This is a genomic window from Paenibacillus sp. FSL K6-0108, from assembly GCF_045040695.1.
Lineage (GTDB): Bacteria > Bacillota > Bacilli > Paenibacillales > Paenibacillaceae > Paenibacillus > Paenibacillus pabuli_B.
Genome location: NZ_CP150288.1, coordinates 7,420,464 through 7,436,076 on the forward strand (window position 1 = coordinate 7,420,464; position 15,613 = coordinate 7,436,076).

Below are 15,613 nucleotides of genomic sequence, written 5' to 3' on the forward strand. Positions count from 1 at the left end.
ACCGTAGCGTAATTAACACATCCCTTTCGGATGTCGAAGGCCTAACCATCTAAAGCCAGACCTCTCTTGTTCAAGAATGGTCTGGCTTGGCTCATTTTTAAACATAACCTATTAATTTAAAATTCCCTTTAGATACTCCGCTAACGCATCAGCAGACATTCGATGAGATAACTCACCCGGATGGCTTCTGGCGCCCACCGTCTTCTCGGTCGTATCTGGAAGCTGTATTACCGAGACTTTCATATCGCCAGCCTGTTTCGTATAAGCGTCAACAGCACGATAGATCGCTGGCATCATCGGGAATCCAAGCATGCCGTATGCCCATACGAGATGCGCCTCTGGATTATTTTTTCGAAGTTTGGTCAGGAACTGGCTTACGGCTTTCTCGAAGGAAACCAGATCCTCTTCATGATAAGTGCCGTCTTCATTCAAACGTTGCTTGTACACCTTTCCGGTAACGGGGTCCTTCCATTCAGGTGTCTGAAAGGCGCCCCCATCATTGCTCCCCAGATTAACCACTACGATATCCGGCTGCCAGGAGTTGAAATCATGCTTGTCCCCTGCGCCGAGTGCTTTATTTTTATCTCCGGTCACCAATCCACAGACTTGTTCGTAATAATCAGGGATGTTCGCATTCGGATTGTTATCCCAACTCGTCAGCACACCCCAGCCGCTCTGTGAGATAACGCGGTATTCTGCATTCAACGCTTCTGCTGTCATTGCCGTATAATTATGTATGGCACTGAACCACATCGGAATCCAATCCTCTTCTTCTTTGGCCCCAATCGCACCTTCTCCAGATGTAATACTGTCACCGATAAATTCAATCTTGTAAGGTTTTTCCTCTACAGGCAGGAAGACACCATCCGATTTAAACGCATAAATCTGCAATGAACAGCCTGGGTCTCCATTCATGGCCTGTACGTCTTTGACGATGCGTACATTTTTCACCACATTCTCGTTCATGCCTCGGAATATGCAGATCCAATACCTTCCCGCCGTTAACATCTGTCTGCTCACCGGTACACCGTTAATCAGAATACTGATCCAAGGTTCATACAGGTCATAATCGGACTCAATCTCCACCCACAGCTCGGAGCCCTTTACATTAATTTCAATCGCACTTCCGGTCCAAAACAAGGTTAAGGGTGACCGTTGTCCTGTCGTTCTGCCATGTACTTTGAGATGGCTGACATCAGACAACGCGTACGTCTGTAATTTCTCATTAGTCTTCACGATGTATTTCCTCCCGCATGATTATTGCCCCAGAGGGCAGTATCATCTGACTAGATTCTAAGAAAATGGTCTACATGCTTCTGGTACTTCTCGTACCAGATTTTCCATTCTTCTTCACGAGATTCCAAGGTACGACCATCCAGTAATGCCTCAATGACGTTCAGGCAGACATGCCACCCAGCTAGATCCTTAGGTGTATGGCTTGTGATGTGATGGATGGTTTCAAGCAGCAGCAGACGACACCCATTCGGCTCCGGATATAGCTCAAACCGAACCCGGTCTTCTGCCCAAGTATATTCGAGAACGGAATGCGGCACAAAGTCCAGGATTTGAAGAACCAGGAACGTACCATCCGGCATATTAAACTTAAGGCTTCCACCTTCCCGAAGATCTGTTACTTCGAGTTCGGAGAACCACTTTGCAAGCTTTTCGTTTTCCGTTAAATAAGACCATACATCCTCTGCAGCATGCTTCCAGTGACGTTCGAAACGGGCCACGTTTCCAGTTGGCGTTTGTTTCAGATCAGCAATCATAGCGTATGCAATGCCTGAAGCGCTTCCTCTTTTGTTTTCAAAAAGAAAACATGCTTGCCATGGTTGCACTCATAGATGAAGTCTCTGAGACTTTTGCTGTTGTATCCGTCAAAATCCCCGACTATGGCAAGTTTCACCTGATAATTCACGTATTTCTGCAATATATCACCCGCAAGCTTGGTCTTCAGTTCGAAGAAATCTTCGGTGAGGTTGGATTTATTAATCAGGATTTTATGTGCGTCATCCGTGTATTTCACGGAGGCCATTAGATCCAGTGCATCCTGCACATTGTTAATAACGATGTCGTTGCTTTCGATAATGGCAACCTTGGAGCTGCCCTGTTGGTCAATGGTTATATTCATTTCATTTCTCCTTTCTCGAGCCTTTCTCTTTATAATATCTCGCAGTTTCCTAATGAATAGCAACGACTTTTTGAGTGTATTTATTTATCCATTTGAACCATTTGGTCCGCACCGTCCCCATTGACCAGATTCGCTTTCGGAATGGATACGACAAATGCGGAGCCCTTATCGCCTTGCGGAGCCGATTCCACACCGATTCGTCCTTCCAGGGACTGAACGATATCACGTACATGGGACAGCCCAATTCCGGTTGCCGCAATGCCTACTTCATTGAACTTGGTCGTATAACCTGGTTCGAAGATGATATCTCGCTTCGCCTCGGGTACACCTTTTCCAGAGTCGATAACCACAAATTGCACATCTGCCCCTTCTTCCAAAACGCCAATCCGAATCGTTCCGTCGTTCTCAATGGCTTCCACGGCATTGGCGATCAGATTATTCATGACAGTCAAGAGAGGAATATAGTAAGGCGAGTCACAGTCATACTGCTGCTCAATGTAGAACTCAATCTTCTTGTTCAGCATTTGGCTATATTTCCGATTACCTTTGGTCGCAAAGTTCAGTACCTCTGAAAGGCTCATATTCACTGATTTTTCGCTATCATACAATTTCAACAGACCTGCAAGGATACGTTGGGAGTCCTTTTTGACCTCATGAATCTGTTGGGCGATGCCGAGCGTCCGTTGGCTATATTGGTTCAAGTCCTGCTCTCTAAGATCCCGATAAAGGTCGTAGCTGTCTACGGCAATGCCTTCAATCGTGTTCATAGCTTTTTTCAGATAGAAGACTTCACCGTACAGACCGGAGTTGACACTCAGCATCTGCTCCATCCGCTTCTCCTGCTCAGCATGCAGCAGTCGCATCTGCCTCACCGCAAAACTGTTGTAGAGCCCAATCACAAAGTAACTTCGCAGACCGCCCACCACAAGCAGATACAACCATTCCTTCATATAAAAGATATTGGTCCCGCTCAACACGCCGCGGATGAACAGCTCAACGAGATTGGAGGAAAAATCAATGCATGTAATTAATCCACCGAGCAGAAGAGGCGGTATCTCATGGAATCTGTTCTTGAATTTGCTGAGGCCATAGGTGAACACAACATAATATATTCCCGCGCCCAGATTATCCTGCATGCTTTCGATGATCGAGATCGAATTCACATGATTCAGTAAATCAGCTGATTGAAAAATGAAGTTCGCAATCCCCGCTAAAATCCCCGTCTTCACATAAGACAGATGCGGCATAATCATCAGCAAAAATAAAAGGATGCTGACCCCCAACCCGATTCGGAAATAATCTTCCCGGAACGGATTAATCTTGAATTGCGCACCTACCGCTGTGGCAAAGGCAATAGCCGTCATCTGCACATTCTCATTTTTGACCCAATTGCGCATCGATCTCTTCACCCACTATAGCAACGTTTAGCGCCAATACCGAAACCTGCGCTTCTAATGTTAAATATACTAACATATGTAAGAAGCATTAGAAAATAATAAAAATTAGGGAATCAACGCGCAAGCAAAACAAAAAGGCCGGAAGTCTTCACTTCTGCGGCCATTTCCTTATATCTCATCCGGAATATCAAATGACACCATTGTTCCCTCACCTGGCTCACTTACAATAGATAACCCCTGACCATACCGTTGCAGCAATCTGCGGTTCGTATTCACAATGCCTATTCCGCCTTTTCCACCCAGCGTAGCATGTGACAGCTCTGCAACCTTCTCCGGTTCCATGCCTTTGCCATTATCCTTCACCTCAATACGAGTATAACCCTCATGGCGAGTGATGGACAGGCATACCGTCCCGCCCACATTTCGGCTTAATAGCCCATGTCTTACGGCATTTTCAATCAAAGGCTGGATCGATAGCGGCGGGAGAAGCAACGAAAGATCCGGCTCTACGTTCAATACCACCGACAAGCGATCTTCAAATCGCGTTTTCTCAATAAAAAGATATGCCTCCACGAGTTCCAGCTCGTGTGATAATTTCACCAGTTCTCCTGTATTGAGATAGTTGAAGCTGATCCGTAAATAGGATGAAAAAGCTTCACCAAGTTTCCGCATATGCTCTGTATCAATATCACTTAAGACCATAAGCGAATTCAGCGTATTGAACAGGAAGTGGGGCTGAATCTGAGCCTGCAAATAGGCGGCCTCCATGCGCAGGCGCTCTTGGATGGACTGATTTAATACGGTCAATGCACGTATCCGATATTTCAGCTCCAACGCATCGACAGGCTTCGTGACATAATCATTCGCGCCCGACGCGAAACCCGTGTAGATATCAGGCGGCTGACTTCGAGCAGTCAACAGCAGTACGGGAAGCTCCGACATGGAGAATTGTTCCCGCACCTTCTGGGTTAATTCATAGCCGGACATATTAGGCATCATCACATCTGTAATGAGCAGATCCCACTGACGTGTGCCCAGCAATTCCATCGCTTCTTGGCCTGAACAGGCCGTAGTTATCGTGTAGGGTTCGGTCGAAAGAATACTGACCAGCACATCCAGATTCACCGGATCATCATCCACAGCCAGAATGGCGGCTTTCCCCTCTTTTAACAACGGGGCCATCTCCGCTGTCGCCGAAGATTCTACCTCGCCCATACCGGAGCGGGGTAGCAGGAAACCACTAGATGCATCTTCCATCATCTCCATCGCCTGTTCCCAGATCAGGGGGAGCTGCGACTGAGCCTGACGGGTTTCATGCGCGAGCGGCAGATCGAAGCTGAATACCGAGCCCTTTCCGATTTCCGAGTGAACCGTTAGTGCCCCGCCGTGCAGTTCTACGAGCTGTTTGCAGATATTCAGTCCAAGCCCGATGCCTTGTCCATCACTTATTCCATAAGACCCTTGTTCATATGGAAGGAATATCCTCATCCTGGTATCCTCATCCATGCCAATGCCCGTATCCGTCACATGGATCAGGGCATGTCCTTCACGAATTTCGGCGCTTACGGAGATCGTCCCTTCCTCCGTATGTTTGAGCGCGTTATGCAGCAGATTATACAAAATCTGCACAAGTCTTTCTTCATCAGCCATGACCAGAGGGAATGATTCTGGAATCTCCATATGAAGGCGGACCGGTTTCCGTTCTGCCATGAATTGCAGCATAGCGATAATACCAGGTACCACTGACTGTATTGAAAGGGGGACCTGACGCAGCACAATTCGATGCTCCTTCAGCCGGACTACATCCAGCAGATCCCCAAGCAGATGGGACATTCGTCGACCGATCGTGATGAGCAGTTCCATATCCTCCTGGCTCCGTTCATCCAACCTGCTTTTCTCTCGGGTGACCACGTTGTGAGCGATGTTAATGATTCCGTGCAGCGGAGTCCGCAGTTCATGGGATGTATTAGCCAGGAATTGATCTTTAATTTTGTCACTCTTCTGCAATTCTGTATTCAGTCTCATATTCTCTCGGACATTCCTGAAGTACTTCTTGAACCAATAGGCTGAGAAGCCGGTAATCGCAAAAATGATATCGATTGGATAGTACACTGTCGTCACATCTCTGGCAGTTTCGGCCACACTCCATAACAGGTTGGATGTAATGCCTCCTGCGGTAAGCAGCAGAAACACAATATCCCGATCCCCCTGTTTCCTGAAGATCATTGTTCCTACGAAGTATAGATACCAGATTAATGATAGAAGAAAGAATACGTTAATGACGTGGTAATGGATCATGGCAAAGGTAATATGAATGGGCACCACCACAATCACTGCGGTATAGATTAAAGTAATAACAACATGCGACTGAAGCCATGCCTTTCGTATATGAACCACCGTTAATCTCTGGAATAACAGAAGGATACATATATTTTGCAACAACAATAAGATTAATCGAATTTTAAAGCCCCAGGTATAATTAATCGGAAGCCATAACATCAAAATATTATCATGACCCATCATAACTGTGACGCCAACAGATAAAGTTAACATGGCCGCAACCAGCAAGGCGCGTTCCTGCGGATTAAATGCGTAGAGAATACAGGCATACATGCCGTGAAGGAGCAAAATCAGAAAGGTGACCATCTGAAAACCAATGGAGTACCACCGCGAAAAATCAACAGCTGCCTGTGAGCCAAAGCGAACGGGCTTGCTAATCCCGCCCAAATACGGGCTGTCGTAATTGGCTACACGGATCAATAATTCAATGGAGGTTGTTCCTTCCTGATCGTAGGTCGCTGTGTATGAAGTACTTCTGGGTATATATGTACTGCTATCCGCGGAGACCTCACCCATACCCCCGTCGTTGTATCCATTCATCTCAATCTCGGATGAACTTCGGATTCCCTTAAACCAGAAGGTGACAGGCGTCTGAAGCGGATCTGTCAAAATACGCAATCGATATGTTCCGTAACCGTACGAACTCTCTTGTTCCTGATTCTGTGCACTCCCCCAGTCTCCTGGGACATGAACAGTCTTTGCACTGCCATCCCTCTTCGCAATCTCTTTCTGGGTTAGCAACTTATCCGGGTAGAGTTCCCATTCCCCATTCAAGTACATGACCGGAGAGCGATCCAGATCCACGCCCCTTAAGTCAAGCACTCCATTAACGACGCGGTGCTCATCAGCCGTATGGAAAAACGTCGACCATGCCGAGCGCATGCCAATCAATACTCCAACAATGATTAGCATGATGATCATATATCTGTAACGATTCACAGGTTTCGTTTGAAGTGATTTCATTATTTATGTTTTCATGACTTTGGTTAAACCGAGCTTCCAGTCCTGATACCATGCGCTAATGTTTTCACTGATCGGTATCTCCAAATCGTGCTCCATTCTGGTGGTTAAGAGACGATACTGCTCCTCCACACCGAGATCGTTGTTCATTTCATCATACAATTTCATTAGAACAAAATAACTCTCTTCCTCATCAGGAAGCATGTGCTGGATACGCTGCGTGCTCTCAATCACTTTCTCCCCTAGCCCCTGCTGCTGGTAATACAGACTTAGTTGTCTCATATGATACAGCCACAGGTAGCGTAATCTTTCCCGTTCAGGTTCAGCCCACATGTATTCGTAATTGCCAAGATACGTGCCCTTGTATTGATGAAGCGCTTGCTCATAGGCATCAATGGTACTGGCGTCCACGACATTCCATTGCCTGATCTCTTGTTCCCACTGCTCACTATCCAACTGAGCTTCACCCAATTCGAGTCGATAGCCGGCTTCCAAGTGTCCACTCTGAATGGTGATCATATCCATGTTGCATGCTTTCAGGGTTTGGCGGACATGATACATTGCGGTATAAAGCTGATGCACCGTCTTGTCCTCTCCCAATTCAGGCCACAGCATCTCTAGCAAAACACTGCGATGAATCGTCTGATTCCGGTGGTGAAGTAAATATGCAAATAGCTCCTGCGCCTTGCTTGTGCGCCATTTGGCAACCTGGATATCCTTGCCTGGAAGCTTAAACTGAATCTGATTAAAACAGCAAATTAAAGGTACGTCCGTATCCTTTGACCGCTGCTCGCGTGTAACGCTCAGTTTCTCCCGGACTCGGCTCACCGTCTGCTTCAATCGATCTTTCTGTATGGGCTTCATCACATAGTCCAAGGCCTGCAGCTCGAAGGCATGCACCGCATATTGGTCATAACTGGTCACAAATATAATTTCGATGCCCGGTGTTGCTGCCTGAATCTGTCTTCCCAGATCCATACCATCCATCTCCGGCATATGAATATCCAGAAATACAACATCCGGTCGATGCTCCACAATACCTGCCATAGCCTCTGTTGGATTCATATATGTAGCAATAATTTTGATGCCGCTTACTTCTTTTTCTAGTGATTTTCTAAGGCCTATCAACGCTAGACGTTCGTCGTCAACCAATATCACTTTCACAGGAGCTTCCTCCTCGACCCTGAGGTCTTGAGATTTATTTTCACTATTATATCATAGGAATTTTAAGTATTTAGATTCTTGCTATTTTTAATTTATAGCAATTTAATTGTATAATACTTAACAGAAGACAGGTTAACAGAACAGATCCGGTCTGGAAGAAAGGAGGGTTCCATATGTCAGATGCGAATCATAGCTTTGGGCAAGCCCTTGTCAAATCATTGGTGGGCGAACGCGGTCATATCCGCATCGCTCGTGCTCTACCCGATATTGATGTCACACTTGCTGCTCGTACGCACGATGCTATGCCATATACGATCTATCAGTTGGTGAAGCACATGCATTACTGGCAGCAATTCATGCTCGAACACTTGGAAGGACGCAAGCCACAGCTCCCTGCTAACGTGAGTGAGAGCTGGCCTGAAGAGAAAGGTCCACAGGACGAAGCCACGTGGAAGGCAGATATTCAGGCATTCTTGGATGGGGTTGATCAAGCCGTAGCCATTGCAGAAACAGCACAATTAGATGATCCACTACTCTATTTCCCCGGGGAAACCAAAGCAGGACTTCTGCGCAATATCGCATCCCATAACTCGTACCATCTGGGCGAAATTGTTCTGCTTCGTCGTTTCTACGGCGCATGGCCACCACCAGGAGGCGGGTTCCCTGGCGTAACCCTATTTACATCAGATCCATTGGACGAAAATACAGACACATCTAAGCTGTGAAAGGACGATTGTTCCTTTTACAGCTTCTTGTGGTTATAGGCAAGTAACATCCATTAAAGTGCAGATTATACCGCTCATATCCTGCTCCAGGCTCATATATTACTTCAAAGTACGTATATGACTTTGAGGTGCGTACTTCTCATCCTTCTTTTTCTGACTCACAATATGAACAGAAGAAGAGAGGAGCATGTCCATTGAAAACTGAACAATTGGTTACCCGTTACACCGCGCTTGTCATCGGTGCTGGAGGTGTCATTGGAAGAAACCTTATTGATTATCTGATGACACTTCCCCAATGGAATGTCATTGGTGTATCTCGCCGCGGAGGAGAAGATGCCCCCAAGTTACGTTATATATCAGCTGATTTACTGAACGAAGCAGACACACAAGACAAACTGAGTCATTTAACGACTGTTACGCATATTTTCTACGCCGCGTATCAGGATCGCCCAACCTGGGCCGAATTGGTACAGCCCAACTTGGCCATGCTCGTCAATGTGGTGAATACCATCGAACCGATCGCTCCAAATCTCCAACATATTAGCCTAATGCAAGGTTATAAAGTGTACGGTGCACATCTGGGTCCATTCAAAACACCTGCCAAAGAAACAGATGCACATCATATGCCCCCTGAATTCAATGTCGATCAGCAAAAGTTTCTCGAGAATCGGCAACCCGGAAGTAGCTGGACCTGGTCAGCCCTGCGCCCGTCCGTTGTATGTGGATTTGCCCTGGGTAATCCAATGAACCTTGCCATGGTTATTGGCGTTTATGCGTCTATCTCCAAGGAGCTTGGCTTGCCACTTCGATTCCCTGGGAAACCAGGAGCGTATCATTCGCTTCTTGAAATGACGGATGCCACATTGCTGGCTCATGCAACCGTATGGGCAGCAACCGAACCTCGCTGTGCCAATCAGGCGTTTAATATCACCAACGGCGATCTGTTTCGCTGGAATGAACTTTGGCCCAGAATCGCTGCATTTTTCGAATTGGAAACGGCACCACCCCTGCCTCTCTCGCTTGCAACCGTTATGGCAGATAAAGAAGATCTTTGGAAATCCATGATTGAAAAGTATGGTTTGGTAAACACCCCTTATGATGATGTCTCTTCCTGGGTATTTGGTGACTTTGTCTTCTCGTGGGATTATGACTTCTTCGCAGATGGTTCCAAAGCTCGCCGCTTCGGATTTCATGAATTCATTGACACTGAGGCTATGTTTATGGATATTTTCAGAAATCTACGTGAGCGCAAGATCCTTCCGTAAAGTAAATAAAATGCATAATAAGCCGATTCGTGAATTCCAGAATCGGCTTATATCAGTTCCTCAACGGTCCGTAGTAGTTGGCGGCTTAAACAGAATTTTTCCTCGATCACCATAAACATTCTCCACGTGTATATCGCCCCACCTACACATCAGATGAAGAATCTCTTTAAGGCTCCACCCATACTCTGTTAATTCATACTCCACTTTAGGCGGGACCTGGTGATGGGAAATACGGACAATGACCCCCGCCTTCATAAGTTCACCAAGTTGCTGAGTCAACACTTTCTGGGTGATTGCAGGGATCAGCTTCATCAGCTCACCATTACGTTTCTTGCCAAAGGTAAGATGGAATAGAATAACGGGCTTCCACTTTCCCCCGATCACTTCAAGAAAAGCTTCAACTGCGGTGTTATATACTTTGAGCGGTTCCTCCATATCACCTTCTGTCTCCCTTCCAGTCTATTGCTCAATCTTCCCTATTCATTTTCTGAAAAATGTTTACTAATTGTGCCCGATCCTCTTCGTTCAATTTCTGGAATAAATTTTTACGCAGTTTCTGCCCTTCCATGATTGCTCTTTCGAGGACTTCGGCCCCCTTGTCGGTAATGTTCAAATATATAATGCGGCGGTCAGCTGCATCTACGATCCTGACGGCTAATTCCTTGGCTACCAGCTTGTCCGCTAAATAGCTGAGCGTGGGCGGAGTCAGGCCCAATAGTTTGGCAATATCCGAAGGGCGGCTTTTTCCATTTTGATTGAGATGACTGAGTACAAGCACATGAGAGACGCCGAGGTCCTCATTAAACGATTTGTTCCACTGTATAATTAATTTATTGGTGAAATTATCCATGTTGTGTATAAGCTCAAAAATATTTTGTTCTTCCATGTGATCCTCCTCGTAAAAATAAACAACAGCCCTCATTCTACTTAAGGGCTGTCATCATTTTACACGCTATTGGGCTGAGTATCCACCATCGATAACCAGCTCAGATCCTGTAATGTACGAAGAATCATCCGAAGCCAGGAACAATGCAGCGTTGGCAATATCTATAGCCTGACCCAAACGTTGCAAGGGCGTCGCCTGAATGAGTCGGTCAAGCAATTCCTTCGATGTGTTCAAGGCTTGAGTCATTGGTGTTTCGATGATTCCAGGGAAAAGTGCATTCACCCGAACACCTTGACGACCAAAGGTTGTTGCCGCCGCTTTGGATAATGCGCGTACCGCGCCTTTGGATGCTGAATAGTGGTTAAAGCCTTGTCCGATCAGAGCAGTGTAGGAAGAGATATTAACGATGGAACCTTTCTTTTGTGCTGCCATATAAGGAGCTACATGTTTCATGCCAGCAAATGGGCCAAAGCCATTAATGGAGAGCATTTTCTGCCATTCCTGTTCATTGATTTCCTCAAACGGTTTTTCGGAAGAAATGCCCGCATTGTTGACGAGAATATCAATTTTGCCAAAACGTTCGTTCACTACTTTCGCTAATATCTCCCAGTCTTCATCCGAGGAAACATTCAGCTTCATTCCGTATACATTCTCTTTCTGGCTTGCTTTCTCCAATGCTTCTTCATTTATGTCTGCGGCAATAACGATGGCACCTTCCTTTGCAAAAAGATCCACCATGCCTTCACCAATGCCTGAAGCTCCACCAGTAATAATAGCTACTTTATTATCTAATCTTCCCATTTGAAACACTCCTCATGTAATTTATTTATACGACGCTGCTTTAGTTGCCAGGCGTATTGTGTGATTTCATAAACTGTTCAAAATCCGGAACGGTTGGGTTGGCAATATAATGGCCTCCCTCAACCTGGAGGGTCTGTCCGGTAATGAATTTGGACTCGTCTGAGGCCAGGAACAGAACGGTATAACCGATATCATCGGGCTCCCCGTGATAAGGCAGTGCGTTATATTTTGCGAACATATCCAATACATCCGGAGGCATATTATTCTGGGCTGCCGGGGTCAGAATCAATCCAGGTGCAACAGCATTGCAGCGAATGTTATGCTTGCCATATTGGGTGGCAATATACCTCGTCAGATTCACGACCCCTGCTTTTGAGGCGCCGTAGGCAACCCGAACCGCATCTCCCGCAAAGCCAGCCATGGAAGCTGTATTAATGATGGAACCTTCACCTGCTTGAATCATATGAGGGATAGCGAACCTACAGCCAAGCAGAACGCTTTTCAGATTCACGTTCATCAGCCGATCCCACTCGTCCAGATCTACGTTAACCACGTCCAAATCCTTCTTCAGGTTGGTCAGGCCAACATTGTTGAACAGACTCGTGAGCTTACCATATTGTTGCACCGTAAATTCCACAGCTTCCTTAATCGAAAATTCGTCTCCTGCATCTACAAAAACACCCACAGCATCTCCGCCTTGAGCTTGAATGTTCGCTGCCGCTTCCTTGGCTCCATCGAGATTAAAATCAGCAATAACGACTTTAGCTCCTTCTTTCGCCATCAATTGGGCTGCGGACAATCCTATTCCAGAAGCGCCTCCAGTTACAAAGACTACTTTGTCTTTCATTCTTAACATCGTTCTCAAACTCCTTTCATAAAGAAACCGAAAATAAACAACACTATTATTTAGATAACTAAATATTAGATGTCTAAATAATAACAGAGGAATTATCTTTCTGCAATGCGTACGGCCCTATCCTTATTTTGGATACCTATAGTGGAGCTTCCACATGGAGTGAGAAGTATACACTAAAAAAGCTGCATCCTTTGTTACGGATTCAGCTTCTTCAATATTTTATATAGCAGGAACTATAAGCTTCTTTACAATGAACCCTCAAGGTTTGCAGGTTGATTTCCCTCATTCACCAGGCCTTGAATAAAGGTCTCAACATTGGGCGCAAGCCAAGTGATCTTGTAGCCTTCTGCTTTATTCACATGAACAACCTCAGGCTCACCGGCATTGCCGGATTCACGATAATCCAGCATCACGACCTCTGAATCGGAAGGGCACTCACACAGAATGACACCAATTTCGGGGTAACCCCCCTGCTCAATAATCACTCGACTGCCCGCTGCTCCACACAATGAATGGGCCTTGTCCCGTCCAACACCCAGAATATTCCGAATTTCAATATGAATCTTCTCATCACTCTCCGCCTGACTAACCGGAAAATAGCGATAGTGGGGCACACCACCATTATGTAGTTTCATCATGTTTATATAGAATGTCGGCAGCTTGAACACCAGCTGCTCTTCCACTGCTTCAATTTGCTCATCGGTAGGCGGGGACAACACATATTGATCGACGTACGCGGGACTGTCATTCCAAAAGCTCGTCGATTCGGGGCGGATCCCAGGTGCTGCTTCGATGGTGATTTCAGTCGCCGAGTGGACTGTATCCACGGGCTCCTCTACCGCTGCTTCTGTGAGCTCTTCTGCTGTTTTAATCCGAATCCATTCCAGGAACTCCTGTGTATCCTCATCTCCCGGATCTAACCGATCCGCTGCTTCGAACGCTACACGCGCGTTCTCATATTGCTCCAAATAATAATACGCCAGACCAATGCGGTAATGCCAAAGCGGGTCATTTTGTCCCTCTTCTTCAACCGACAGGAATTGCTCCACTGCCTCCTGGTAACGCTCCATATTATTCAACGCTCTACCCAGGTGGTTAACCAGAGTGTAATCCCGCTCCTCCTCTGGAACCTCTGTAATCGCATCTATAATCTCTTCATATTCATCTTCTTCATGCCAAGCTTCTAGCCGTTCCAAGAGTTCATCATTCATTGATTTTGCCTCCCTCTCTTATTCGTTGTAAAAATTATATCATTTTGCTTGCCTTGATTTAAATCAAAGCAGATCATTCAACTCCAAATTGGTAAAACTCGAATAACTTCCATCTGTCATATATGAACTTGGATCGTTCATCCAGTAAGTGTTACTTGTTGAATCAGAGTACCACGCGTATGAATGACAATTATAATTACTTGTTGAAGTAGATACGAATGTAGCACTTGGATAAGAATTAATGTAAGAATTATTTAATTGTGTTTTTTGAGTAAGAGTTAGCTCTTCACCTCGGATGATCACTGGCACGCTTGTACCTTTTGGTGTTTTTACAGTGCTGTTGGTTGCAGTAAGGACCAAATCTCTCGCCAGTTTTTTATTTGATACAGAGTCCCAAATTGTGGTATCAGTTAGTAAAACGCTTACTGTCAAATCCTCTAATGAAGATTCACTACTTAAAGTCTTGTTAACTTGTAATTTTTTTAATAGTTCATTGCCACCATCAGGACGGTTAAGTAATTCTTTAAATGCATCTGAGTCCTGAGCTAATGCCTTTAGCCCGGCCTCATACGTATCATATGCATAGATATTTATCACCAAAGGATAATCCAGTACTGCATTAACTACCTTTTCGGTAGTCATTTTTTCCAATACATCACTTGGAATCCGAGTTGCATCTAACATCTCTTGCTTATTTGATAATTCTTTCCATTCTTGATCGTTAGGAGTAATACTAGTTCGTTTTTTCTTGCTCCAACCCATCATTTACATTGTCATAAGCAAATACACTTGCGTTGAACGAAAACAACAATAAGGTTACCAATAATAAACTAAATATTATTTTTTTCATATTCAACTAGCTCCCTCTTTTTATTTATCGGTACACATCCACTTTTAAACCGTCAGCCCAACACTCAAATTCACCCCCACCAAAAAAATACATTAAATGTTAAAAAATAAGAGCGCCACCGGATAGGTAAGCGCCCCTATTATTCATCCAATAACGTACATCTTGCCAAAGCTCATTCAGGCTCATTTAAGGAGGCTTATCCGCCAGTTATAGATGCGACCCACCGCTTGCATCAAGCAGTTGTCCCGTGACCCAGCGACTGTCCGGCGAGGCCAGAAATGCAGCAATATCTGCAATATCCTCTGGCTCACCCCATCGGCCAAAGGCGGAAAGGCCAGCCGCATATTTTTGTCCCTCTGTATCCTGTAACGTTCCAGCATTCATCTCGGTATTAATAATTCCCGGCTGGATGGCGTTCACCGTAATATTTCGACTCCCTAGTTGCTTGGCGAGAAGCAGCGTAAACGTATCAATCGCTCCTTTGGACATGCTGTATGTAAACACTCCCGGAGAAGCAACCCTGGTCACAAAGGACGATATATTAATGATACGACCCCCATCATTAATTCGCGACAGAGCCTGCTGCGTCACAAAAAGTGGTGCTTTTACATTAAGATTCATGACCTCTTCGTAGGATGCTTCTGTCGTCTCTTCAATCCCAACGATCTGCCCGATCCCCGCATTATTCACCAGAATATCGAATCCACTGGCCCCTGTCTGATTCCGGATAGTCTCATCCAACTCAGCCAATAAATGATGAATACCGTCCATCGTTCTTAGGTTAGCACCAATCATGCAGGCGTTGCCCCCATCTTGCTCAATCTGGCGAACAACTGCTGCCGCATCATCCTGTCTGTTTCCATAATGGACTACCACATAAGCGCCCTCCTGAGCCAATCGAAGCGCGATACTTCTGCCGATCCCCCGGCTTGCCCCAGTGACTAAAGCCATTTTACCTTTCAAGCGGTTCATATGCTCATCTCCTCTATCCTAATTTCAAGAATAGTTATATCACGGAGCCATTTTT

General features: G+C 45.6%; 15 protein-coding genes. 2 read left to right on the top strand and 13 right to left on the bottom strand.

The genetic code is table 11. From position 1 onward, the window contains the following. Positions 1-111: 111 nt before the first annotated feature. From MHB49_RS33525 to MHB49_RS33550, 6 genes are all read right to left on the bottom strand, one after another. Positions 112-1,236 carry an SGNH/GDSL hydrolase family protein gene (locus MHB49_RS33525; protein WP_405154504.1) on the bottom strand — a complete coding sequence of 375 codons (1,125 nt, stop codon included), beginning with the start codon at positions 1,234-1,236 and terminating at the stop codon, positions 112-114. Positions 1,237-1,286: 50 nt separating this feature from the next. Further along, entirely contained in the window at positions 1,287-1,769 is a 483-nt protein-coding gene (locus MHB49_RS33530) for an SRPBCC family protein (protein WP_405154505.1), read from the bottom strand. Beyond that, positions 1,766-2,131, bottom strand: a complete 366-nt coding sequence (locus tag MHB49_RS33535) for a DUF4180 domain-containing protein (protein ID WP_405154506.1) — start codon at positions 2,129-2,131, stop codon at positions 1,766-1,768. The genes MHB49_RS33530 and MHB49_RS33535 overlap by 4 nt, the downstream gene beginning before the upstream one ends. Before the next feature lie 80 nt (positions 2,132-2,211). Beyond that, positions 2,212-3,528 (bottom strand): sensor histidine kinase, encoded by a 1,317-nt coding sequence (locus MHB49_RS33540; RefSeq protein ID WP_405154507.1) that lies wholly within the window; start codon positions 3,526-3,528, stop codon positions 2,212-2,214. A gap of 168 nt (positions 3,529-3,696) precedes the next feature. After that, positions 3,697-6,831 carry an ATP-binding protein gene (locus MHB49_RS33545; RefSeq protein WP_405154508.1) on the bottom strand — a complete coding sequence of 1,045 codons (3,135 nt, stop codon included), beginning with the start codon at positions 6,829-6,831 and terminating at the stop codon, positions 3,697-3,699. Positions 6,832-6,834: 3 nt separating this feature from the next. Continuing rightward, positions 6,835-7,992 (bottom strand): response regulator, encoded by a 1,158-nt coding sequence (locus tag MHB49_RS33550; protein WP_405154509.1) that lies wholly within the window; start codon positions 7,990-7,992, stop codon positions 6,835-6,837. A 173-nt stretch (positions 7,993-8,165) separates the two neighbouring features. Between MHB49_RS33550 and MHB49_RS33555 the strand changes: the two genes are divergently transcribed. Continuing rightward, on the top strand, positions 8,166-8,717 hold the full coding sequence (locus MHB49_RS33555) for a DinB family protein (protein ID WP_405154510.1): 552 nt from the start codon (positions 8,166-8,168) through the stop codon (positions 8,715-8,717). A gap of 194 nt (positions 8,718-8,911) precedes the next feature. Beyond that, the gene (locus tag MHB49_RS33560) at positions 8,912-9,982 is read left to right on the top strand and encodes an SDR family oxidoreductase (RefSeq protein ID WP_405154511.1); all 1,071 of its coding nucleotides are present in this window, start codon (positions 8,912-8,914) and stop codon (positions 9,980-9,982) included. A 60-nt stretch (positions 9,983-10,042) separates the two neighbouring features. Here the strand turns inward: MHB49_RS33560 and MHB49_RS33565 are convergent, their stop codons facing one another. From MHB49_RS33565 to MHB49_RS33595, 7 genes are all read right to left on the bottom strand, one after another. Next, on the bottom strand, positions 10,043-10,417 hold the full coding sequence (locus MHB49_RS33565; protein ID WP_405154512.1) for a winged helix-turn-helix transcriptional regulator: 375 nt from the start codon (positions 10,415-10,417) through the stop codon (positions 10,043-10,045). Positions 10,418-10,448: 31 nt separating this feature from the next. Then, on the bottom strand, positions 10,449-10,868 hold the full coding sequence (locus tag MHB49_RS33570) for a MarR family winged helix-turn-helix transcriptional regulator (RefSeq protein WP_405154513.1): 420 nt from the start codon (positions 10,866-10,868) through the stop codon (positions 10,449-10,451). A 66-nt stretch (positions 10,869-10,934) separates the two neighbouring features. After that, entirely contained in the window at positions 10,935-11,669 is a 735-nt protein-coding gene (locus tag MHB49_RS33575) for an SDR family NAD(P)-dependent oxidoreductase (RefSeq protein WP_405154514.1), read from the bottom strand. Positions 11,670-11,709: 40 nt separating this feature from the next. Continuing rightward, a complete protein-coding gene (locus MHB49_RS33580) occupies positions 11,710-12,525 on the bottom strand; it encodes an SDR family NAD(P)-dependent oxidoreductase (RefSeq protein ID WP_405154515.1) in 816 nt (271 codons plus the stop codon). 245 nt (positions 12,526-12,770) lie between these two features. Next, positions 12,771-13,736: an SMI1/KNR4 family protein gene (locus MHB49_RS33585; protein ID WP_405154516.1), complete on the bottom strand. Its 966-nt coding sequence runs from the start codon at positions 13,734-13,736 to the stop codon at positions 12,771-12,773. Between the two features lie 63 nt (positions 13,737-13,799). Beyond that, positions 13,800-14,501 carry a hypothetical protein gene (locus tag MHB49_RS33590; protein ID WP_405154517.1) on the bottom strand — a complete coding sequence of 234 codons (702 nt, stop codon included), beginning with the start codon at positions 14,499-14,501 and terminating at the stop codon, positions 13,800-13,802. 292 nt (positions 14,502-14,793) lie between these two features. Next, positions 14,794-15,558 (bottom strand): SDR family oxidoreductase, encoded by a 765-nt coding sequence (locus tag MHB49_RS33595; RefSeq protein WP_405154518.1) that lies wholly within the window; start codon positions 15,556-15,558, stop codon positions 14,794-14,796. Between the last annotated feature and the right edge of the window lie 55 nt (positions 15,559-15,613).